At 74.3% G+C, this 20,318-nt stretch carries 20 protein-coding genes and 4 tRNA genes; 14 read left to right on the plus strand and 10 right to left on the minus strand.

The genetic code is table 11. The features are described from left to right. Positions 1 to 31: 31 nt before the first annotated feature. Positions 32 to 877 carry an alpha/beta hydrolase gene (locus tag IH44_RS0101235; protein ID WP_030457459.1) on the minus strand — a complete coding sequence of 282 codons (846 nt, stop codon included), beginning with the start codon at positions 875 to 877 and terminating at the stop codon, positions 32 to 34. A gap of 122 nt (positions 878 to 999) precedes the next feature. Here IH44_RS0101235 and IH44_RS0101240 point away from each other — a divergent pair, with 122 nt between their 5' ends. The 3 genes from IH44_RS0101240 (at position 1,000) to IH44_RS0101250 (ending at position 3,525) form a co-directional block, all read left to right on the plus strand. Then, positions 1,000 to 2,163, plus strand: a complete 1,164-nt coding sequence (locus IH44_RS0101240) for a hypothetical protein (protein ID WP_030457460.1) — start codon at positions 1,000 to 1,002, stop codon at positions 2,161 to 2,163. Between the two features lie 133 nt (positions 2,164 to 2,296). Beyond that, positions 2,297 to 2,593 carry a type II toxin-antitoxin system VapB family antitoxin gene (locus IH44_RS0101245; RefSeq protein ID WP_014136828.1) on the plus strand — a complete coding sequence of 99 codons (297 nt, stop codon included), beginning with the start codon at positions 2,297 to 2,299 and terminating at the stop codon, positions 2,591 to 2,593. A 236-nt stretch (positions 2,594 to 2,829) separates the two neighbouring features. Continuing rightward, the gene (locus IH44_RS0101250; RefSeq protein ID WP_030457461.1) at positions 2,830 to 3,525 is read left to right on the plus strand and encodes a LytR C-terminal domain-containing protein; all 696 of its coding nucleotides are present in this window, start codon (positions 2,830 to 2,832) and stop codon (positions 3,523 to 3,525) included. Between the two features lie 93 nt (positions 3,526 to 3,618). Here the strand turns inward: IH44_RS0101250 and upp are convergent, their stop codons facing one another. Beyond that, a complete protein-coding gene (upp, locus tag IH44_RS0101255) occupies positions 3,619 to 4,254 on the minus strand; it encodes a uracil phosphoribosyltransferase (RefSeq protein WP_030457462.1) in 636 nt (211 codons plus the stop codon). A 157-nt stretch (positions 4,255 to 4,411) separates the two neighbouring features. On the opposite strand from upp, the gene IH44_RS0101260 reads away from it, so the two are divergent. From IH44_RS0101260 to IH44_RS0101295, 8 genes are all read left to right on the plus strand, one after another. After that, positions 4,412 to 4,660, plus strand: a complete 249-nt coding sequence (locus IH44_RS0101260; RefSeq protein WP_030457463.1) for a hypothetical protein — start codon at positions 4,412 to 4,414, stop codon at positions 4,658 to 4,660. A 280-nt stretch (positions 4,661 to 4,940) separates the two neighbouring features. After that, positions 4,941 to 5,504: a hypothetical protein gene (locus IH44_RS0101265; protein ID WP_030457464.1), complete on the plus strand. Its 564-nt coding sequence runs from the start codon at positions 4,941 to 4,943 to the stop codon at positions 5,502 to 5,504. A gap of 29 nt (positions 5,505 to 5,533) precedes the next feature. Then, positions 5,534 to 6,124 (plus strand): nucleoside deaminase, encoded by a 591-nt coding sequence (locus IH44_RS0101270; protein WP_081966668.1) that lies wholly within the window; start codon positions 5,534 to 5,536, stop codon positions 6,122 to 6,124. 52 nt (positions 6,125 to 6,176) lie between these two features. After that, positions 6,177 to 6,263 (plus strand) — tRNA-Ser (locus IH44_RS0101275). A 505-nt stretch (positions 6,264 to 6,768) separates the two neighbouring features. Next, positions 6,769 to 6,933 carry a hypothetical protein gene (locus tag IH44_RS47095; protein ID WP_162871565.1) on the plus strand — a complete coding sequence of 55 codons (165 nt, stop codon included), beginning with the start codon at positions 6,769 to 6,771 and terminating at the stop codon, positions 6,931 to 6,933. Between the two features lie 76 nt (positions 6,934 to 7,009). Further along, positions 7,010 to 7,303, plus strand: a complete 294-nt coding sequence (locus tag IH44_RS0101285) for a Dabb family protein (protein ID WP_030457466.1) — start codon at positions 7,010 to 7,012, stop codon at positions 7,301 to 7,303. Positions 7,304 to 7,507: 204 nt separating this feature from the next. Then, complete coding sequence (locus IH44_RS0101290; protein ID WP_030457467.1) at positions 7,508 to 8,365, plus strand: RNA polymerase sigma factor SigF; 858 nt, start codon at positions 7,508 to 7,510, stop codon at positions 8,363 to 8,365. A 156-nt stretch (positions 8,366 to 8,521) separates the two neighbouring features. Next, on the plus strand, positions 8,522 to 9,376 hold the full coding sequence (locus IH44_RS0101295) for an RNA polymerase sigma factor SigF (protein ID WP_030457468.1): 855 nt from the start codon (positions 8,522 to 8,524) through the stop codon (positions 9,374 to 9,376). A 38-nt stretch (positions 9,377 to 9,414) separates the two neighbouring features. Here IH44_RS0101295 and IH44_RS0101300 read toward each other — a convergent pair whose 3' ends face one another. Together IH44_RS0101300 and IH44_RS0101305 are read right to left on the minus strand one after the other, a co-directional pair. Then, positions 9,415 to 10,263, minus strand: coding sequence for a tyrosine-protein phosphatase (locus IH44_RS0101300; protein ID WP_051816422.1), 849 nt, complete (start codon positions 10,261 to 10,263; stop codon positions 9,415 to 9,417). A 104-nt stretch (positions 10,264 to 10,367) separates the two neighbouring features. Beyond that, complete coding sequence (locus tag IH44_RS0101305; RefSeq protein ID WP_030457470.1) at positions 10,368 to 10,568, minus strand: hypothetical protein; 201 nt, start codon at positions 10,566 to 10,568, stop codon at positions 10,368 to 10,370. Between the two features lie 149 nt (positions 10,569 to 10,717). On the opposite strand from IH44_RS0101305, the gene IH44_RS0101310 reads away from it, so the two are divergent. After that, a complete protein-coding gene (locus IH44_RS0101310) occupies positions 10,718 to 11,674 on the plus strand; it encodes an aldo/keto reductase (protein ID WP_030457471.1) in 957 nt (318 codons plus the stop codon). Positions 11,675 to 11,762: 88 nt separating this feature from the next. On the opposite strand, the gene IH44_RS42295 is transcribed toward IH44_RS0101310, so the two are convergent. From IH44_RS42295 to IH44_RS45095, 3 genes are all read right to left on the minus strand, one after another. Next, on the minus strand, positions 11,763 to 12,731 hold the full coding sequence (locus tag IH44_RS42295; protein ID WP_051816423.1) for a C40 family peptidase: 969 nt from the start codon (positions 12,729 to 12,731) through the stop codon (positions 11,763 to 11,765). Then, complete coding sequence (locus tag IH44_RS42300; RefSeq protein ID WP_051816424.1) at positions 12,728 to 14,092, minus strand: SPFH domain-containing protein; 1,365 nt, start codon at positions 14,090 to 14,092, stop codon at positions 12,728 to 12,730. Before IH44_RS42300 ends, IH44_RS42295 begins: the two co-directional genes overlap by 4 nt. A gap of 211 nt (positions 14,093 to 14,303) precedes the next feature. Continuing rightward, complete coding sequence (locus IH44_RS45095; RefSeq protein ID WP_030457474.1) at positions 14,304 to 17,771, minus strand: Ig-like domain-containing protein; 3,468 nt, start codon at positions 17,769 to 17,771, stop codon at positions 14,304 to 14,306. A gap of 316 nt (positions 17,772 to 18,087) precedes the next feature. Between IH44_RS45095 and IH44_RS46155 the strand changes: the two genes are divergently transcribed. Together IH44_RS46155 and IH44_RS0101335 are read left to right on the plus strand one after the other, a co-directional pair. Beyond that, entirely contained in the window at positions 18,088 to 18,504 is a 417-nt protein-coding gene (locus IH44_RS46155) for a globin family protein (protein ID WP_030457475.1), read from the plus strand. A gap of 10 nt (positions 18,505 to 18,514) precedes the next feature. Next, the gene (locus tag IH44_RS0101335) at positions 18,515 to 19,714 is read left to right on the plus strand and encodes a globin domain-containing protein (RefSeq protein ID WP_051816425.1); all 1,200 of its coding nucleotides are present in this window, start codon (positions 18,515 to 18,517) and stop codon (positions 19,712 to 19,714) included. Positions 19,715 to 19,819: 105 nt separating this feature from the next. Here the strand turns inward: IH44_RS0101335 and IH44_RS0101340 are convergent. The 3 genes from IH44_RS0101340 to IH44_RS0101350 form a co-directional block, all read right to left on the minus strand. Beyond that, positions 19,820 to 19,895: transfer RNA gene (locus tag IH44_RS0101340), tRNA-Arg, on the minus strand. A gap of 34 nt (positions 19,896 to 19,929) precedes the next feature. Continuing rightward, positions 19,930 to 20,005 (minus strand) — tRNA-Arg (locus tag IH44_RS0101345). Between the two features lie 185 nt (positions 20,006 to 20,190). Further along, positions 20,191 to 20,281: transfer RNA gene (locus IH44_RS0101350), tRNA-Ser, on the minus strand. Positions 20,282 to 20,318: the final 37 nt, after the last annotated feature.

A 20,318-nucleotide genomic window follows, 5' to 3' on the forward strand; every position in this document is an offset into this window, starting at 1 on the left:
GCCGCAGGCGACCCCACCCCCTCCCAACCCCTCAACTCCGCCACAGCGCCTCGACCGCCGCCCCCAGCACCGTCCCCACCTTCCCCAGATCGAAGACCAGGTCGAAGTGGTTGCGCCCCCCGATCAGCAGCTCGTGCACCCGGACCCCGTTCTCCCGGAGCGTCTCCGCGAACTCGGCCTGCTGCCGCCCGAACTCGTCCGTCTCGTGCTCCCCCAGCGCGAGCACCACCGGCGGCAGCGCCGCCAGCGCCCCGGGCGCGGCGTGCTGCGGGCTGAGCCGGCGGGCCCGGTCGGCGTCGAGGGCGAGCGGCTGGTTGACGTAGCTGAGGATGACGGGCTGCAGGTCGTAGACGCCGCTGAGCAGGGCCGCGCCCCGGATCCGCCCGCGCAGCCTCTCGTCGAGCAGGGCGCTCGCCGCCAGGTGCGCTCCCGCGGAGCTGCCGCTGAGCACGATGCGGTCCGGGTCGGCGCCGAGTTCCGCCGCGTGCTCGACCAGCCACAGCACCGCGGTCGTGACCTGTTCGGTGATCTGCTCCACGGTCCACTCGGGCGCGAGCCCGTAGCCGACGGCGGCGAACGCGGTGCCGCGCGGGACGAAGTCGAGTGCGGGGAAGTCCGAGTCCTCCTTGCCGAGTTCCTGCCAGAAGCCGCCGTGCACGAAGACGTGCAGCGGGGCGCCGGGCCCGGCCGGGAAGTAGTCGAGGAGTTCGGGGGCGGCGGCCCCGTACCGGAGTTCCCGGTGGCCGCCGAGTTCCCGGTGGGCCCGGCGGCTCTGGTCGGCGTACGCCGCGAGTTCGGCGTCGAAGTCGGCGACCTTGCTGCTGGGCGAGTACTCCCGGTCGAGTTCCCGCTGGTCGAAGCCCCGGTAGACCGCCATGCCGCCGTTCCCCTCACCCCAGGGGGCCGCCCCCGGCAGGTCACCCAACAAGGTATAGACCAATACGGGAGGGCCCGGTTAGCGTGGTGACTTCCCCGTACTTCCTTCTCCGGAGTTGCCCCGTGGAGACGTCCGTCCTCGCCTTCGCCACCGATCTGCTCGACGAAGGGGCCGACACCTTCTTCGGCAACCTTACCGACCGGGCGGGCGTCGGCGGCGTCACGCTCGCGTCCGTCTACCACGAGGCGCGCGACGTCTTCCCGCACAACCCGCGCCGGGTGCTGCGCTACCTGGAGCCCGGCGCCGCGTACTTCCGCCCGGACCGGGCCCGCTGGGCCGGCCGTCGGCTCGCCCCGCTGCCGTCCACCGCGATCGGCTCCCGCGACCCGTTCGCCGAGGCCGCCGAGGAGACCCGCCGCCGCGGCCTGAAGCTGCACGCCTGGACGGTCTTCTGCCACAACGACCGGCTCGGCTTCGCGCACCCGGACTGCGCCCCCGCCAACGCCTTCGGCGACCGGCACCTGACCGAGCTGTGCCCGGCCAACCCGGAGGTCCGCGAGTACTGCCGGACGATCGTCGAGGAGCTCGCCCGCTACGGCGTGGACGCGATCCGCGCCGAGTCGCTGCACTTCCACGGCCTGGCGCACGGCTACCACCACGAGCGCTACTTCGAGGAGCTCGGCCCGGTCACCGAGGCCCTGCTGTCGGTCTGCTTCTGCCCGCACTGCCTGGCCGCCGCGACGGCCGCCGGCGTCCCGGCCGAGCACGTCCGCGACACCGTCCGGGCCGAGCTGCGGGCCCGCCTCGCCGACGAGTCCCGGGCGCTGGCGCCCGCCCCGCTGGACGAGCTGGCCGGCGGCGCGTTCGCCGCCTACGTGGACGCCTCCGCCCGCACCGTGACCTCGCTGGCCGCCGAGCTGGCCGCCACCGCCGCCGAGCACGGCATGCGGCTGACCTTCATGGACGGCGGCGGCCCGGGCACCGGCTGGCTGTCCGGCATCGACCTGCCCGCCCTGGCGGGCGCCGCCCACCAGATCGAGACCCTCGGCTACGCGAAGACCCCCGAGGAGGTCCGCGAGAAGGTCGCCGCCTTCGCCCTGCACGGCGTGAGCCCGCGGGACATGGCGGTGATCCTGCGCCCGATGGCCTCCGACTGCGACGGCCCGGCCAACCTCACCGCCAAGATCGCCACCCTGCGCGAACTCGGGGTTCCCGAGGTCGAGTTCTACAACTACGGTCTGATGCGGCTCTCCTCGCTGGACCGCATCGGCCAGGCCCTGCGCTGACCCCCGGCCCTCGCCCCGGGCGGCCGGAATGCACCATTCGCACACATAACGTCCGCTCCGTCCCCACCCCGACTCAACGCACCGTTCGCCCCGCCTGCTGCGCCCGGTGCGTCCCGAACGGTAGGCTTTCCGTGTGATCTTCAAGCGCATCGGCAACGGGCGGCCGTACCCGGATCACGGCCGGACCAGCACCCGCCAGTGGGCGGACGTCGCGCCGCGTCCGGTGCGGCTGGACCAGTTGGTGACCACCAAGGGCCAGTTGGACCTGGAGACCCTCCTCGCGGAGGACTCCACGTTCTACGGGGACTTGTTCGCCCACGTGGTGAAGTGGCGCGGCGACCTGTACCTGGAGGACGGGCTGCACCGCGCCGTCCGGGCCGCCCTCCAACAGCGGCAGGTCCTGCACGCCCGCGTGCTGGAGATGGACTGACGCCCCGTCATCCGCCGGGGCGTCCGGAAGGCGCCGGAACCGCTCGGGAACGGGTGCAACCGGCGTCGGTGCCGGTACGTCCTTTCGAGTGCCGTCGTCCCCCGGATGATGATCGTTTAGTACCTGCGCACCCGTTGTCGGATTAGTCTGCTGACTACAGCGGTTCCGCGGTCCGTTCCCCACGGCCGCCCCGCGGTCACCGGCACCCCACCCTGGCACCTAGGGGGAGACAGACCATGAGCATGTTGACTCCCCGGGGTTTGAAGGGGAAGCAGTACCGCGTCACCGGAAACGCCTACCCCAGGCTCGGACGCCCCTCGCGCCGCGGCCGGAAGGCCGCCGTCGCACTGGGCGGCGTCCTCGTGCTGGGCCTGGTCTCGGTCGGCGGCGTCCAGCTGTACGACGTCTTCACCGGCAAGAGCAGCAAGAACGCCACCGCCCAGGCGTGCGCCTCGGCCTCCGGCAAGCCGCTGGCCGCCCCGGAGAGCTCCCCGTCGGCCGGCGCCCCCGCCGCCGCCCAGGCGTCCGGCGCCCCGGCGCCGGTGCCGAGCAGCACCGCGGTACCGCAGCCCGCCGCGGTCACGGTGAACGTCTACAACGCCACCGACAAGTCCGGCCTGGCCGCCCGCACCGCCGACGAGCTCCGCAAGCGCGGCTTCGTGGTCGACAAGGTCGGCAACGCGCCCGCCGCGCTCGACAAGAAGGTCCCCGGCACCGCGCAGATCCTCAGCGGCCCCGGCGGCCTCGGCGCGGCCGCCCTGCTCACCTCGCAGGTCGCCGCCGCGACCGCCACCGAGGACACCCGGGCCGACGCCACCGTCGACTTCGTCATCGGCGACACCTTCAGCGCCCTCGCCGACCCGGCCCAGGCCGCCGCCGCGCTCGCCGAGCTCACCAAGCCCTCCCCCACCCCGGAGCCCGGCCACTGCTGAGCCCCGCACGGACGAGGTCCGGCCACCGACGGGAGTTCCCGTCGGCGGCCGGACCTCGTTCCGTCCGTACTCTCCGTACCGTGCGGACCGGCCTCAGCCGGCCGTGCCGTACAGCCGGTCGCCCGCGTCGCCCAGCCCCGGCACGATGTACCCGTGCTCGTTGAGCCGCTCGTCGACCGCCGCGGTGACCACCGTGACCGGCCGGCCCGCCAGCTCGCGCTCCATCACCGCGACGCCCTCCGGCGCGGCCAGCAGCACCACCGCGGTGACGTCGGTGGCGCCCCGCTCCAGCAGCATCCGGATCGCCGCGACCAGGGTGCCGCCGGTGGCGAGCATCGGGTCGAGGACGTAGATCTGCCGCCCGGAGAGGTCGTCCGGCATCCGGGTCGCGTAGGTGGACGCCTCCAGCGTCTCCTCGTTGCGCACCATCCCGAGGAAGCCGACCTCGGCGGTGGGCAGCAGCCGGGTCATGCCGTCGAGCATGCCGAGCCCGGCCCGCAGGATCGGGACGACCAGCGGGCGCGGGTAGGAGAGCCGGGTGCCCCGGGTGACGGCGACCGGGGTGGTGATCTCGACCGTGTCGGTGCGGACGTCCCTGGTCGCCTCGTACGCGAGCAGGGTGACCAGCTCGTCGGTGAGCCGCCGGAAGGTCGGCGAGTCCGTGCGCTCATCGCGCAGGGTGGACAGCTTGTGGGCGACCAGCGGGTGGTCGACGACGTGGAGACGCATGGGACCAACGGTAACGGGCGCGAGCACGTGTGTACGACTCCGTACGAAGCGGGACGACCGGGGCGACCCGCCGAAATGCGCCGCAGTCCGTCCGCAATCACGGAAGTCGGGCCGCTCCTGTGGTATCGGCGCGGCTGATCTGGGAAAGTCGGGACCTATGAAGAGCAACCCGACGCGGGCGTCCACCGCCGGCGCGGGCGGGTCAGGCTCGACGGCCGAGTCCCGTCCGGCGTCCGAGAGCGGAGCGGAGAGCACCGCGGAGACCGACGCGGAGCGGCGCAAGCGCCGCGCCGTCTTCCTCCGCGAGTTGACCGAGGCCCGGGAGCTGCGGGCCCGGGTGCAGCCGAGACGGACCAAGGAGCGCCGGATGCGCGAAGCGCTGCGGATGCGCACCTTCCGGATCTGACCGCGAGCCGCGCCCCGCAGCCGAGTTGCGCCCCCGTGAGTGCCCGAACGCCCCCGCGCAAGAGGCCGGACGGTCAAGATCCGCACCCGGAGCGGCCGGAAGCCGACCATTCCGACACGACCTGCGAAGACGCGCTGCCGAACACCCCCCGCAGCGGCGGCCTTTCTGTCACGATGCGGTGGGACGGTCCGAACAGCGGACCGCCTTCTGGCGCGGGGGCGGCCGGACCGCACCCGCCCGAGATCGCCGACAGCCGAGACCAATCTTGGGAGTGTCCCTGGTGGCGTACTTCGCTGCAGTGCTTGCTCGCACCGGTGCCGGGTGGGACGTGAGCGAAACCGAACTCGACGACGTAGAGACCCTGGCCGACCTGACCGACCTGGCCCGCGAAGCGGCCGAGGACGAGGACACCGTGCTGGTCTTCATCGAGCAGGAGGACGCGTGGTTCGCCGTCCTGCGCATCGACGGTGAGGACGACCCGCGGATCTTCGTCTCCGACGCGGCCGCCGCGGCGCGCAGCTCGTACGGCTCGGTGCTCACCGACGAGTTGATCGAACAGGACGGGGAGGCCGACTTCGACGACCTCGACGGGCTCGTCGCCGGGCTCGACGACGAGGACGGCGCGACCGCCGAGGACGACTCCGACGAGGACGACGAGGAGCCGGCCGGCGGCCGGGCCGCGAGCCCGGTCGGGCCGATCGGCGACTCCGAGCTGCTGACCGAGTTCGGGATGACCGCCGCCGACCTGCTGGAGCTGGCCGGCGAGGGCTCCGCGCCGGGCGACGCGCTGGGCGAGATCGCCGAGGCGCTGGGCTGCGGCGAGGTCCTGGAGGCCGTTCGGTAGCGGCGGGCCCGGTGCCCGACACTGGGTCCATGCAGCCCGCCCCCCTTTCCACCACCGACCCCGGTGCGCGGCCGCGGATCGCCCCGCTGCCCGCCCCCGAACGCCCCGATCCGGTCCGCGACCGGTGGCGGGGCCGGATGCGCCTCGCCATCGAGGAGGCCGCACTGGCCACCGCCACCGGTGACGTTCCGGTCGGGGCGTTCGTCCTCGCCCCGGACGGCACCGTGCTCGGCCGCGGCCACAACGTCCGCGAGGCGGACGGCGACCCGACCGGCCACGCCGAGGTGGTGGCGATCCGCGCGGCCGCCCGGGCCCTGAACGAGGCCGCGCGGAGCACCCCCGGCCAGGACGGCGACGCCCGCCGGGCCGGCGAGTGGCGCCTGACCGGCTGCACCCTGGTCGTCACCCTCGAACCCTGCACCATGTGCGCGGGCGCGATCGTCCTCTCCCGCCTCGCCCGGGTCGTCTTCGGCGCCTACGACCCCAAGGCCGGCGCGGCCGGCTCGCTCTTCGACGTGGTCCGCGACAACCGCCTCAACCACCGCCCCGAAGTGGTCGGCGGCGTCCTCGCCGAGGAGTGCACCGCCCAGCTGCTGGCCTTCTTCGACACCCAGCGCTGACCGCCCCGGAACGGATTTCGCCCCGTCCCCCCGATCCGGTAGAGTTCCCCTCGGTAGCGTGTCCGAGCGGCCAAAGGAGCACGCCTCGAAAGCGTGTGTGGGGGCAACTCCACCGTGGGTTCGAATCCCACCGCTACCGCTTCTCGAAGGGCCCGACCGGTTCACCGGTCGGGCCCTTCGGCGTTCCCCGGCCCCGCGGGGCCGGCGGTTGGGACGGGGACGCGCCCCGGAAAAGGCGAGGGGCCCCGCGCTCCCGGGCGGTTGACCACCGTGCCCAGGGGAGTGCGGAGCCCGGCCGGAACCTCGCGGTCCAGCGGTGGGGGCAGCAGCTCCGGGGGGACGAGCTGCTGCCCCGGCGGAGGTCCCACAACCGGGTCCGCTTCGGGGGAAGCCGCGGTGCCCGGTCCCACAGCGGGGACCTCCGGATCGCCGTACCGGGGATTCCTGCCAGATCCTCGGTACATCAACCATCCTGCCGCGCCTCCCCGGTGGGGACATCCGGACAAAGCCCTGTCCGCGCGGGACCTTCGTCCCGGCGGGTGAACACGGCCCTCACCCCTTGCGCCGTCCGGTGGATAAGCTGCGGGTGGCAGGGCCGTGCGGGGAGAGGGCGGCGGCCCGACTCAGGGAGGCAGGCCCGTTCGATGGCTCAGGCGAAGAAGGTGGCCATGTGGATCGTGGTCATCTTCGTCATCTACACGATCATCACCTCACCGGAGCGCTCGGCGGACCTGGTGAAGTCCGGCTTCGTGGGCATCTCGGACGCCGCCAAGGCGGTCGGCTCGTTCATGACCGGACTGGTGCGCTAGTACCGTTGCGGGGTCCGTCCGTCGGGGGCGCACCCGTGACCGCGCGCGCCCTCCCCCACCCGCGAGGAGCGGCATCGTGATCCGGCACCTGGTCCTGTTCAAGCTCAACGAAGGCGTCACCGAGGAGGACCCGCGGGCCGTCGCGGGCGCCAAGGCGTTCGCCGAGCTCGGCGCGCTGATCCCCGAGCTGCGCGAGTGGGAGTGCGGCTGGAACTTCACCGAGCGGGACATCGCCCAGGACTTCGCCATCAACAGCCTGGTCGAGGACCGCGCGGCGCTGGCCGCGTACCTCGGCCACCCGGCCCATCAGGCCGCCGCCGCGCAGTGGCGCGAGTTCGCCACCTGGGTGATCGCCGACCTGGAGGTCTGACCCCCTCCCGGCCACCCCTCGTACACGCACGACCCGCCTCCCCCCGCCCTCCGCACGCGAGCGGGGGGTCTGGCGCGCTCCGCCGAATGCTGGACGGCCCGTCAACACGCCTCTACCGGGTGCTTGCCCGGCCACAGAGCGACTTGTGATGCTATGACCGGTTTTGCCGGAAATTGGCGAGGTGGTTCACGAGGGAGGGGTGACGTGTCCGTGCGGACGCAGCAGGGCAGTGCGCCGGAGGACCGGATCGAGGACCTGCCGGACCCTGTCGAGCTGGCCGCCCGACGCTCCGGCGGACGCGGCGCCGTGGACGTCCGCACCCTCACCCGGGTCCTGTTCGAGCGGCTCGCCGAACTCCCGCCGGGCGCCCCCGAACGCGCCCGGGTCCGCTCCGCCCTGATCGAGATCAACATCCCGCTGGTCCGCTACGCCGCCACCCGCTTCCGCAGCCGCAGCGAACCGATGGAGGACATCGTCCAGGTCGGCACCATCGGCCTGATCAACGCCATCGACCGCTTCGACCACGAGCGCGGCGTCCAGTTCCCCACCTACGCGCTGCCCACCATCCTCGGCGAGATCAAGCGCTACTTCCGCGACAACGTCCGCACCATGCACGTCCCGCGCCGGCTCCAGGAGCTCTGGGTGCAGGTCAGCGGCGCCATGGAGGAGCTGACGGTCACCCACGGCCGGGTCCCCAAGGTCCCCGAGATCGCAGCGAACCTGCGCATCCCCGAGGAGGACGTCCGGGCCTGCCTGGACGCCGGCCGCGCCTACAACGCCGCCTCGCTGGAGGCCGCCCAGGAGCACGAGGGCGGCCTCGCCCTGCTCGACCGGCTCGGCTACGAGGACTCCGCCCTCACCGACGTCGAGCACCGCGACATGGTCCGCCACCTGCTGGTCCAACTCCCCGAGCGGGAACGGCGGATCATCATGCTCCGGTTCTTCGCCAACCTCACCCAGTCGCAGATCTCCACCGAGCTCGGCATGTCCCAGATGCACGTCTCCCGCCTGCTGTCCCGGATCCTGTCCCGGCTGCGCACCGGCAACTCCTGGGAGGAGTGAGCCGCCTCCTGTTGCCCCGTGTCACCGCCGGATGACGAGTCACCACGTTCGGGTTTGCCGGGGCCGGTGCGCCGGTATTGAGCAGGAAGACCCGTCGACCGGGAACCACCGCGCGGTGGCGGCCGTTCGACAGACAGTCACGAGGGGGGTGGGCGCGTGTTCACAGAACCGGGCAGTGCGGTCATCGAAGCCGAAGCCGTCGCCGTACAGATCCCGGCCCAGGCCGGTCCCGCCGAGGCCCCCGACCGGGCCCTCGACACCCGCACGCTGTCCCGGGCGCTGTTCCGCCGGCTCGCCGGGCTGGAGTCCGGCAGCGCGGAGCACACCTACGTCCGGGACACCCTGATCGAGCTCAACCTGCCGCTGGTCCGGTACGCGTCCGCGCGCTTCCGCAGCCGCAACGAGCCGATGGAGGACATCGTCCAGGTCGGCACCATCGGCCTGATCAAGGCCATCGACCGCTTCGACCCGGACCGCGGCGTCGAGTTCCCGACCTTCGCCATGCCCACCGTGGTCGGCGAGATCAAGCGCTTCTTCCGGGACACCAGCTGGTCCGTGCGCGTCCCGCGCCGCCTCCAGGAGCTGCGCCTGGCCCTCACCAAGGCCGGCGACGAGCTCTCCCAGCGCCTCGACCGCTCCCCCACCGTCCCCGAGCTCGCCGGCTACCTCGGCGTCTCCGAGGAGGACGTGGTGGAGGGCCTGGCCGTCGGCAACGCGTACACCGCCAGCTCGCTCGACTCCAGCCCGGCCGAGGACGACGGCGGCGAGGGCCCGCTCGCCGACCGCCTCGGCTACGAGGACCTCGCCCTCGAAGGCGTCGAGTACCGCGAGTCCCTCAAGCCGCTGCTCGCCAAGCTCCCGCCCCGCGAGCGCCGGATCATCATGCTCCGATTCTTCGGGAACCTGACGCAGTCCCAGATCGGCGAGGAGATCGGCATCTCCCAGATGCACGTCTCCCGGCTGCTCACCAAGACGCTCGCCCACCTCCGCGACGGCCTCACCGCCGAGTAGCGGCAAGTGGGTGGAGGGGCCCGGCGACAGCCGGGCCCCTAGACGGTGCAGCCGGCCCGGAGACTCGCCAGGTGCTCGGCGGTGAGGCCCAGGCCGTCGTGCCAGAAGTGCTCGAAGTCGTCCCAGCCGCGGGCGAGTTCCTCGAAGGCCGCGTCCAGGTAGGCCTCCTCCGCGCGGGCCAGCGGCCGCATCAGCGGGTCGACCCGGGCGATCAGGGCCGCCGAGCGCTCGTTGGTGAGCAGGTAGTCCGCGCGGACGCTCTCCCGGTCCACGCCCAGGGCGGTGAGCAGCAGGGCCGCCGTCCAGCCGGTGCGGTCCTTGCCGGCGGTGCAGTGGAAGAGCACCGGCGCGCCGCCCGCCTCGGCGGCCAGCCGCAGCACGGTGGCGAAGCGGGAGCGGGCGACGGCGTCGGTGACGAACCAGCGGTACATCGAGGTCATCATCGCGGCGGCCCGGCCGTCTCCGAGCGCGGCGTGCACGGCCGCCGGGTCGCCGCTGCCCAGCGCCCGGCGCAGTTCCACGTACAGGTCGAAGTCCGCGGAGAACACCGGCAGGTGGTGCAGGGTCGGCCCGAGCCCGTCGGCCGCCGCGACGGTGAGCGTCGCCGCGGCGTCCAGCGGCAGCACGGCCGCGGGCAGGCCGGGGACGAGGTCGGCCCCGAGGTGGCGGACCTCGTCGAGGCTGCGCAGGTCGACGACGTGCCGCAGCCCGAGCGCGCCGAGCAGCGCCCGGTCGTCCTCGCCGAGCCGGCTGAGCGCCTCGGTGCGCAGCAGCGCGCCGGGGCGGACGGTGCGGCCGTCCGCGGTGCGGTAGCCGCCGAGGTCGCGGGCGTTGGCGGCGGCGGCCAGGCCGAGGCTTCTGGCGGTCTCGGTGGACGGCGCGGTCACGGGTGCCTCCTCGCGGCGGTGCGGCGGACCCGGCCAGTGTAGGCACGCCCGACGGCGGGACCGCCCGGGGTTCCCGGTCGGCCCCGTGCGGGTGCTCCCGGGTGCTACTTGACGGCCAGCCAGATCACGCCGGCGACGACCGCCAGGACCACGATGGCCCCGATGACGACCATCGGGGTGCGGCTCGACGAGGAGCTGCTGCCGTAGGTGGTGACGGTGCCCGGGGCCTGCGCGGCCGGGGCCTCGTCGACGAACGCCCGGAACATCTGGGTGGAGCCGGCGGGGTCGTAGTCGTTGTCAGCCATGGACGGGACTCTAGCCCGCCCGGGCAGCCCGACGACACCCCGGTCCCCGTCCCCGGGCAGGTCTGCACGCTCCCCTCACCTCGGGCGACCGGGGGGTGAACGCACGGTCCGCCGGAATCAAGCCGGACCCGAACGGGTTGTCTCCCGTCATGACCAACAGTGACGCCCCCCGGGTGACCCTCGGCCCCTCCGACCTCGCCGTCTCCCCGCTGGCCCTCGGCGGCAACGTGTTCGGCTGGACGGCCGACACCGCGCAGTCCTTCGCCGTGCTCGACGCGTACGCGGCGGCGGGCGGCAACTTCCTCGACACCGCGGACGTCTACTCGGCCTGGGCGCCGGGCAATTCCGGCGGCGAGTCGGAGACGGTGATCGGCGAGTGGCTGCGCAGCCGCGGCAACCGCGAGCAGATCGTGGTCGCCACCAAGGTCGGCATGCTGTCGGGCCTGGACAACCTGCGCCCGGAGACGATCCGGCGCGGCGCGGAGGAGTCGCTGCGCCGGCTCGGCGTGGAGCGGATCGACCTGTTCTACACCCACCGGGACGACCCGGAGACCCCGGTCGAGGAGATCGTCACGACGCTGGACGCGCTGGTCCGCGAGGGCAAGGTGCGCGAGGTCGCCGCGTCCAACATCGGCCCGGAGCGGCTGGCCGCCTCGCTGGAGTTCGCCGCCCGCGAGGGCCTGGCCAAGTACGTCGCGGTGCAGCCGCACTACAACCTGGTCTCCCGCGACACCTACGAGGGCCCGCTGGCGGACGTGGCCGCCGAGCACGGCCTGTCCGCCGTCCCGTACTACGCGCTGGCCTCGGGCTTCCTGACCGGCAAGTACCGCCCGGGCGCGGCCGTCGACTCGGCCCGGGCCCAGGGCGCGGGCCGCTACCTGGAGGAGCCGCGCGGCCTGCGGGTGCTCGCCGCCCTGGACGAGGTGGCCGCGGCGCACGGCGCGCAGCCCGCCGCGGTGGCGCTGGCCTGGCTGGCCGCGCAGCCGACGGTGGCGGCCCCGCTGGCCAGCGCCCGCACGGTGGAGCAGCTGCCGCCGCTGCTGGCCGCCGCCTCGCTGGAGCTGACCGGGGCGGAGCTCAAGCTGCTCTCCGAGGCGTCCGCCTGACGCCTCGTCGGGCCGCACGACGGCGCCCCTCCCGCAGCACGCGGGAGGGGCGCCGTCGGTTTCCCCGCCGTCCGGTTGTCCCGGCCGTTCAGGGGCGGCCGAAGAAGTCCGGGTAGTAGCCGCTGTTGAGGCGGGAGACCCGGACGTCCTTGCCGGGGCGCGGGGCCTCCACGTACGTCCCGTCGCCGAGGTAGATGGCCACGTGGTGGATGCCGGATATCCGGCCGTTGCTGGACCAGAACACCAGGTCGCCGCGCTGCAGCTGCCCGGAGCCGATCGGGGTGGCGGCCCGGTACTGGTCGTCGGCGACCCGCGGGGTGGAGACCCCGGCCCGGCGGAACGCCTGCTGGACCAGGCCCGAGCAGTCGAACCCGTTAGGCCCGTTGCCGCCCCACACGTACGGCTTGCCGACCTGCGCCAGCGCGTAGGACACCGCCGCCTCCACCCCGCTCGCGGCGGACTGGCCGGACTGGCCGGACGAACCGGCGGACTGCCCGGAGGAGCCGCGGTCGCCGGTCCGGGCGACGTAGACGTCGTGGTGGCTGGTGTAGCGCCACTCGCCGGCCGCGTTCCTGAACCAGTAGACCCGGCCGTCCCAGCCCTGCCGGATCCCGCCGGAGGACTGCGCGGGGGCGGACTTCGCCGGCGGGGACTGCGGCTGCGCGCTCTTCGCGCCGCCGGTGCGGTCCAGGTAGACGTTGCGCCACTTGGTGTAGCGCCACTCGCCGGCCGCGTTCTTGAACCAGTAGACCTTGCCGTCCCAGCCGGGGCCGGACGGCGCGGGCATGGCCTGCGCGGTGCCCGCGTCGAGGCCGAGGCCGACCGCTCCGGCGCCCGCCAGCACGGTGCCGGCCAGCAGGGCCGACCGCACGGCGCGGTGTATTCGGCCCACCCGCTCGGCCGCGCCGGACCCGCCGGTGCGGACGGCCGACCGGGCGCACGCGGCGCAGCGGCAGGCCGGCGCACCGTCGGATTCGGCGAAGCCCAGCAGCGGGGCCCCGGCGAAACCCGGGAGGTCGGTGGGGTCGGTGGATATCGAGGCGAGCGCGGTGGTCACGCGGGTTTCCCTTCCTTGCGGTGCGGGCGGGCGGCCGGGGCGGGCACCGAGGCGGTGACCCCGGCCGGGGCGACGAACGCGACCAGCAGCTGCTCCATCAGGGCGCTGCGCGCGCTGTCGTCCAACTCGTGGGCGGTGGCGCGCTCCAGGCGTCGCACCGCGAGGGCGGCGGCCTCCACCGCGTCGTCCACCAGGACGGTCCGCAGCCCGGCGTCCAGGTCGGCGAGCCGGCGGCGGCGCATCGACTCGGCGACCTCCGGCGCGTAGTCCAGGGCCAGCGGCTGCACCGAGTACACCTCGACCCCGGCCGGGGCGGTCTCGGCGGCCAGCGCCCGGGTCAGCTCGTCGGCGAACCACTGGCCGTCGCGCAGCGCGGGCCCGGGTGCGGAGTTGGAGTCGCACGGCAGCAGGGAGGCGGTTCGGGTAAGGACGGCCTGCACCTGCTCGCGCAGATACGTTTCGTGTTCGGCGATGCCCAGCGTCACCCGGGCGGTGTCCTTGACCCGCCAGACGATCAGCAGCCGCACCACCAGCGGCGTCCCGGCCCGGTCGGTGACGTGCACCGGCTCGCTGCGCCAGTGCCGCAGCCGGACGTCCACCCGGCGGCGGCGCAGCAGCGGGTTCACCCAGAGCAGGCCGGTGCGGCGGACGGTGCCCCGGTAGCGGCCCCAGCGGGTCAGCACCCGGGTCTCGCCGCCCGGGTTGGAGAGCATCCCGCCGAGCGCGGCCAGCATGACCAGCCCGATCCCGCTGACCGCGGCGACCGTGCCGTCGCCGACCTGGGCCCGCCCGCTGTCCAGCGCGGCCGGGCCGCGCAGGTCCGGCACCCCGGGCAGTTGCGGGAGCACCCCGGCCCGGGCCAGCACCAGCAGCACCCCGGCCGCGCCGGCCAGCAGCACCAGCAGCGGCAGCCAGCCCGGCAGGGCGAACGCGCGCCGCTCGCGCAGCGACTGGTCCGCGCGCGGCGGTCGGCGGTGGGTCGCGGCCTCGGCCGCGGTCGGGTGCGCCGCCACCGGCTCGGCGCCGGCCGCGCTGAGCCGGCGCAGTTTGCCGGACGGGGCGCCGGCGGGCTCGACGGTGACGGGCTCGACGGCGGGCCGGGGCGCGGGCGGGAGCACGGACGGGTCGTCCGCGCCGACCGGCACCAGGCGGGCCGGGTCGACGGCCGGGTTCACCACCGGGAGCGGCTGGGTGGCCGGCCCCCGGTCGAGACCGTCCTCGGCCGGCGGGGCGGTGGTGATCAGCGGCTTGGCCACCGCTCTGGCGACCGCCTTGGACAGTTGGGTCGCACCGACCGGGGGCTCGGGTGCGGCGGGGGGCCAGGAGTTGGGTCGCGGCGACGAGTCGCGGGTGACGTCCATGCACGTGTCCTAAGGGTCAGAGTGTCGCGCACCGGGCGGCCCGGATCTGACGGGCAGTGCCAGACTCAGGCTAAGTTGATAAGTCATCAAATGCGACATTTGCCAAGGGGTGTGTCGGTTTGTCCGCTCAGCGGACACGGGACGGCCCGCCCGCGCTGAGCTGCGGGAACGAGCGGGCCGACCGGAGCTCGGAACCGGAACGGACGGGCCGTCAGCGACGCCGGGTGCCACTCCCCCGGCCGAACACCCGGCGGGTCAGCAGCCCCACGCCCGCCGCGATCAGCAGCGCCCCGCAGGCCAGCCCGCGCCACCCGGTGGCCGCCGCCCGGTGCGCCGCCGCCACCACGTCCGGCGGCGGCGCGGCCGGCGTCCGCGACTGCGGCTGCGCCTGCGCCTCGTCGTCCTGCGGCTCCGGATCGGGAGCGGCCACTGCCGGGTCGTCGGACGCCGGGACCAGGGCCGACGCCGACGCCGACACCGACGCCAACGGGGCCTGGGACGGCGGAACGGACGGTGGAACGGACGGCGGAGCGGACAGGACCGTCACAGCGGCCGAGGCCCCCCGAGTCGACGTCGGCACCACCGGCGACGGTGTACCGGCCGGAGACGTCGCGGCGGGCGGGGTCGCGGCGGGCGGCGGCGTGGTCGCGGGCGGCGTGCCTCGGGTCGGCGCGACCGCCGCAGGCTCCACCGGACGGCCCGGCACCCCGGACGGCGCGGGCGCCGCAGCGAGCTGACCACCCGTCGGACCGACGGTCGACGGCACCGCAGGGGCTGCCGGAACGGCCACCGGGGCGGGAGGAACCGGCGGTGCCACGTCCGACGGCACCGGCAACGTCAACGCGGGCCCGGCCACCCCACCGGAAGACTCCGACGCGGATGCGGACGGCGAAGGCGACGCACTCGGCACCACGATCGGCAGCACCACGTCCGGCGGCACCGGCAACGTCAGCTCGGGCTCGGAAGCCCCACCGGACGGCGAGGACGACACGGACGGGGCGGGCGACGCCGATCCGGACGCGGACGGCGACGGCGACGGGGCTGCGGACGTGGACGCGGACGGCACCGTGGACGGCGACGGCGACGCACTGGGCACGTCGTCCTGCCCACCCGTCGGCGGCACCACGATCGGCAGCACGTCGGGCGGCACCGGCACCACCGGTACCACCGGCGTGGGCACCGCCGGGATCGGCACGGAGGGCACGGCACTTGACGATGCGTCGGGCACAGCCACCACCGACGCCGACGCCGAAGCCGAACCGGACGGGGACGCGGAGGCCGACGCGCTCCCACTCACGCTCGCACTCGCGCTCGCGCTCGGACTGGCCGTCACCTCGGCACTCGCACTCGGCGCCGCACTCACACTCGGGCTCGGGCTCGGCGTCACAGCCGGACTCGGACTCGCGCTCGAACTCGGGCTAGCGCTCCCGCCCGGCGTCGCCGTCGCCGCCGCTGCCGCGACGCGGACTGGCACCGGGTCGCCCGGGGTGCCATTGCCCGCCGGGTCGGTGGCGGTGGCGAGGAGGGTGAGGTCGCCGGGGGCGAGGTCGTGGGCGGGGGTGCAGGACCAGGTGCCGTCGGGGGCGGTGACGGCGCTGCAGGCGGTGGTGCGTTCGTCGCCGTGGCCGGTGGTGGCGGTGACGGTGACGGTGGTGCCGGGTTCGGCGCGGCCGGTGAGCTTGGGGCGGGCGGTGTGCAGGAGTTCGCCGCTGCCGGGGGCGGTGAACTGCGGGCGGTCGGGAGCGACGGTGTCGACGGTGAGGGCGACCGCCTTGCCGTCCGCGTGGTTGCCGGCGCCGTCGTCGGCCCGCGGGGTGAGCTGGTAGCGGCCGTCGGCGAGGTTCTCGACCGGCAGGCAGGACCAGGTGCCGTCGGCGGCGACGGCGGTGGAGCACAGGTCGCCGCGGCCCTGGCCGGGGGCGTCCGCGGTGACGGTGACGGTGGAGCCGGGTTCGCCGAGGCCGGTGAGCAGCAGGCCGGGGTCGTTGGTGTAGGCGGGCAGGGTGAGGACAGGGGCGGTGGGCGGCGTGGTCCGGACGGTCAGCCGGAACTCGTCGCCGCGCAGCACCATGCCGGTGCGGGTGGTCTCCACCGGGACGAGGGTGTGGGTGCCCTCGGCGAGCGGCCGGTCGGGGCGGCAGCTCCAGGAGCCGTCGTTGCCGGCCTTGGCGGTGCACAGGGTGGTGCCGTTCTCCTGGACGGCGATGCTCGCCCCGGCGACCGCGCCGTCGCCGCGGAACTCGGGGCGGGGCTCCCGGGTGGTGCTGCCGGGGACGGGCAGGCCGACCTGGGGTTTGGCGGCGCCGATCGAGATGCCGACCTTCTGGTCGACGACCTGCCCGGAGTCCGCGAAGCCGCCGGGGGCGACGAGTTGGGAGCCGCTGCGGGCCAGCCGCAGCCGGACCCAGGTGTCGCCGCCGGCCGCCCCGGGCGGGACCTGCCACTCCAGGGCGGCGTGGTCCGCCCCGGCGGGGACGTCGGCCTGCACCCGCTCGAGCGGGTCGAAGCGGCCGTTGTGGTCGAAGTCGATCCAGCCGGCCAGGACGGCGGGGCCGCCGCCCGCGTTGACCGGCACGTCCAGGTGGTAGTAGCGGCCGACCGCGGCCTCGGTGGGGAACTTCAGCGTCGGGTCGGCGCCCTGGTACTCGGCGCGGCCGGGCTGCAGCAGCGGCGGGGGCGGGCTGGCCCAGGGGCTGCGGCGGCTCTCCCCGCCATCGATCTCCACGCTGGGGGCGACCGGCCCGGCGTCGGGCGGCGGCGGGGGCGGGCTCGCGGGCGGGCCGGGCTGCAGCGGCTGCTCGACGGACTGGGCGAGGCCGGGGCGGGCCCGGGTGGCGGAGGTCGCGGCGTCCTGCCCGAGGAACAGGTCGGAGACCAGGTGGGAGACGTTCCCGTACTCCTGCGGGGCGCTGCCGAGGCCCTCGTCGAGGGTGACGGTGTACGCCTGGCGGAGCGGGGCGGGCGGGGTGGTGGAGCCGTCCCGGGCGGTGGAGCGCTGCTCGACGCGCAGCGACACGGTCGTGACGGTGCCGGCGAGTTCGAGGGTGCCGGTGCCGTCGGCGGTGCCGTCCGGCCCGGCGTCGGGGGCGGGGGCGAGCTCGCCGGCGCCGACCGTCCAGCCGGGCCAGCCGGTGCGGCCGACCAGGGCGGGGGCGGCGGGGCTGCCGCCGGTGACGGTCAGCCGGGTGCTGGTGCCGGTGCTGCCGTCCTTCGAAGTGGCCGTTCCGGCAAGGCCGCTGACGTGCAGTCGGGGGTTGCGGACCGGGCGGGAGAAGGAGAGCTGGAGGGTGCCGAGGGTGTGCCAGGAGCCGTCGGCGCGGGGGCGGCGCTCGGCGGCCTGGAAGGTCTCGGCCGGGTCGCCGGGGCGGATGCCGTCGGTGTAGGGGCCGGCGCCGCCGCCGGTGCGGTCGGCGAGCTTGCCGGGCGCGGTGTCGACGCCCACCCCGGGGACGGCCGCGTAGTCGAACTGGACGGTGAGGCCCGAGGGCAGGACGGCGCGCCGCTCGGCGGACCAGCTGTCCGGGGTCTGCTGGGCGGCCACCGGCGGGATGCCGAGGCCGGTGAGCAGCCCGGTGGCGATCAGCGCGGCGGTGCGCCGGCCGATGCGGGGGTGCGGCCGGTCACGGTCGGCCGGGCGGGCGTCGGGGGCCGGGGCCCGGTGCGGGAACTGTCGGCACATCCGGCTCTCCTCTCGGTGTCGTCGTCCGCCGGAATCGCGGTCCGATCACCATCGCGGTCCGATCGCCCTTCGCCCGAATGGTCATGACGATCCGACAAAAGGTAATCACGATCTGGTTTCGGTCATACCGCAACACCCGCTCATTTCCCCCGACACCACCCGATTGGCGGCCACTCGGTCAGCAGCATCTGGATACCCGCCCGACTCACCGTCAACTCCCACGAACAGGCACCAATCGGGCGCTACCGCCCAGTTGTTGACTTCCCGTCAATCCGGCCTGTTCGAATTGGTGGGTTTATCAGTAGAGTCGGCGGGCGTGACAATCGATCCCACTCTCATCAAGAGCAGCTTCGCCGTCGTCGAGCCCCACGGCAGCGAGGTCACCGCCTACTTCTACGCCCACCTGTTCGAGCACAACCCGGATGTGCGCAAGCTCTTCGCCGAGCACATGAACGACCAGCAGGACCGCCTCTGGGCCGCGATAGGCACCCTGGTCAACCGGCTCGAGGACACCGACACGGTGGTCAACGTGCTCCAGGGCCTGGGCCGCCGGCACATCGGCTACGGCGCCCTCCCCGAGCACTTCCCCGCCGTCGGCGGCAGCCTGCTCGCCTCCCTCGCGCACTTCGCCGGCGACGCCTGGACCCCGGAGATCGAGGCCGCCTGGACGGCGCTCTACGGCGTCATCACGGATGTCATGAGCGCGGCAATGACCGAAGAAGCCGCGGGCTGAGAGCCCCCCGGTGCCCTTCGACCCCGCGGTCATCCGCGCCAGCTTCGCCGTCGTCGAGCGCCGAGCCGATCAGCTGACCAAGTTCTTCTACGCCCACCTCTTCACCAACAACCCCGGTGTCGAAGAGCTTTTCCCGGCCAGGCTCGCCGAACAGCGCGACCGCCTCTTCGCCGCACTCACCCAACTCGTGCTGCGGCTGGAGGAACCGGAGAAACTCACCGGCTACCTGGCGGCACTCGGGCGCGACCACCGCAAGTTCCAGGCCGCGCCCGAGCACTACCCCGCCGTCGGCGCCAGCCTGATCGCCGCGCTCAAACACTTCTCCGGCCACTACTGGACCCCCGAGATCGAGAAGGCCTGGACCGAGGCCTACACCGTCATCTCCCAGGCCATGATCGACGCCGCCGCGGCCGTCCCCGACTCCACCCCGCGCTGGTGGAACGCCGAGATCACCGGCCACCGCCGCGCCACCTCCGACCTCGCGGTGCTCACCCTGCGGCCCGACCGGCCGTACCCGTTCACCGCGGGCCAGTACCTGACGGTCTGCTCCGACCGCCGGCCCCAGGTCTGGCGGCCCTACTCCGTCGCCTGCGCACCCCGTTCCGACAACACCCTGGAACTGCACGTCCGCCGGGTCCCCGACGGGACGGTGTCCACCGCCCTGGTCGACGAGGTCCGGCTCGGCGAACGGCTCCGGCTCGGCCCGCCGCTCGGCGAGGCCGTGCTCGCGCCCGGCTCCGACCGGCCGCTGCTGATGGTCGCGGCCGGCAGCGGCTGGGCCCCGGTCCGGGCCCTGCTGGAACAGCTCGCCCAGGACGGCGGACGGCCCGCCACGGTCTTCATCGCCGCCCGCGGCGACCGGGACCTGTACGACCTGGACTCCGTGCACGCCATGGTCCAGGAACACGCCTGGCTGCACGCCGTGCTCTCCGCACCCGACCGCGGCGCCTCCCGCAACGAGGCCGTCCGGCTGCTCCGCGAGGGCCTGCGCGAGTACGGCGACTGCTCCGGGCACGACATCCACCTGTCCGGCCCGCCCGACCTCGTCCCCGCCGTCGGTGCCCAACTCCTCGAGCAGGGCGCCGAGTCCACCCTCCTCCGGCACGATCCGGTCACGCCCACCTTCAACCGCAGCCGCCCGCTCACCCCCGCGGAGTGGTTCCTCGAAGAACGCGACGTGCCCTGGATCAACCGGACCGAACTCGGCTGACGCCGGTCCTGCCGCCCCCCGACCACCACAACGGGGGGCGGCAGGACCGGCGACACCCGGCGGGAGCACGACGAAGGCCCCGGGCGGGAACCCGGGGCCTTCGGCTGGTGCGCTCAGCAGGATTCGAACCTGCAACCTCTTGATCCGTAGTCAAGTGCTCTATCCGTTGAGCTATGAGCGCTCGGACGGCCCCTTGCGGAACCGCGAGCGGAGATTGGTGCGCTCAGCAGGATTCGAACCTGCAACCTCTTGATCCGTAGTCAAGTGCTCTATCCGTTGAGCTATGAGCGCTCGCCCCGGTGGACTGGCCTCCTGGGCGGTGCGGGGACAACATTACATGACCGGCGACCTGGGACGAAATCGATTGCCACCGGCCCCGTCGCCCCCGGCCGGGGCCCTCCGGGCGGCCCCCGGGTGAACTTCCGGCGACAACGCAGGAGCCCCGCCGGCCTGTGACCGACGGGGCTCCCGGTGAGCGGAGGCGGAGGGATTTGAACCCTCGATGGACGGTAAAGCCCAAACCGCATTAGCAGTGCGGCGCCATAGACCGGACTAGGCGACGCCTCCAACACCCGGACCGCGACCGGCACTCCGGCGCGTTCCG

The organism is Kitasatospora sp. NRRL B-11411, assembly GCF_000721345.1.
GTDB lineage: Bacteria > Actinomycetota > Actinomycetes > Streptomycetales > Streptomycetaceae > Kitasatospora > Kitasatospora cineracea.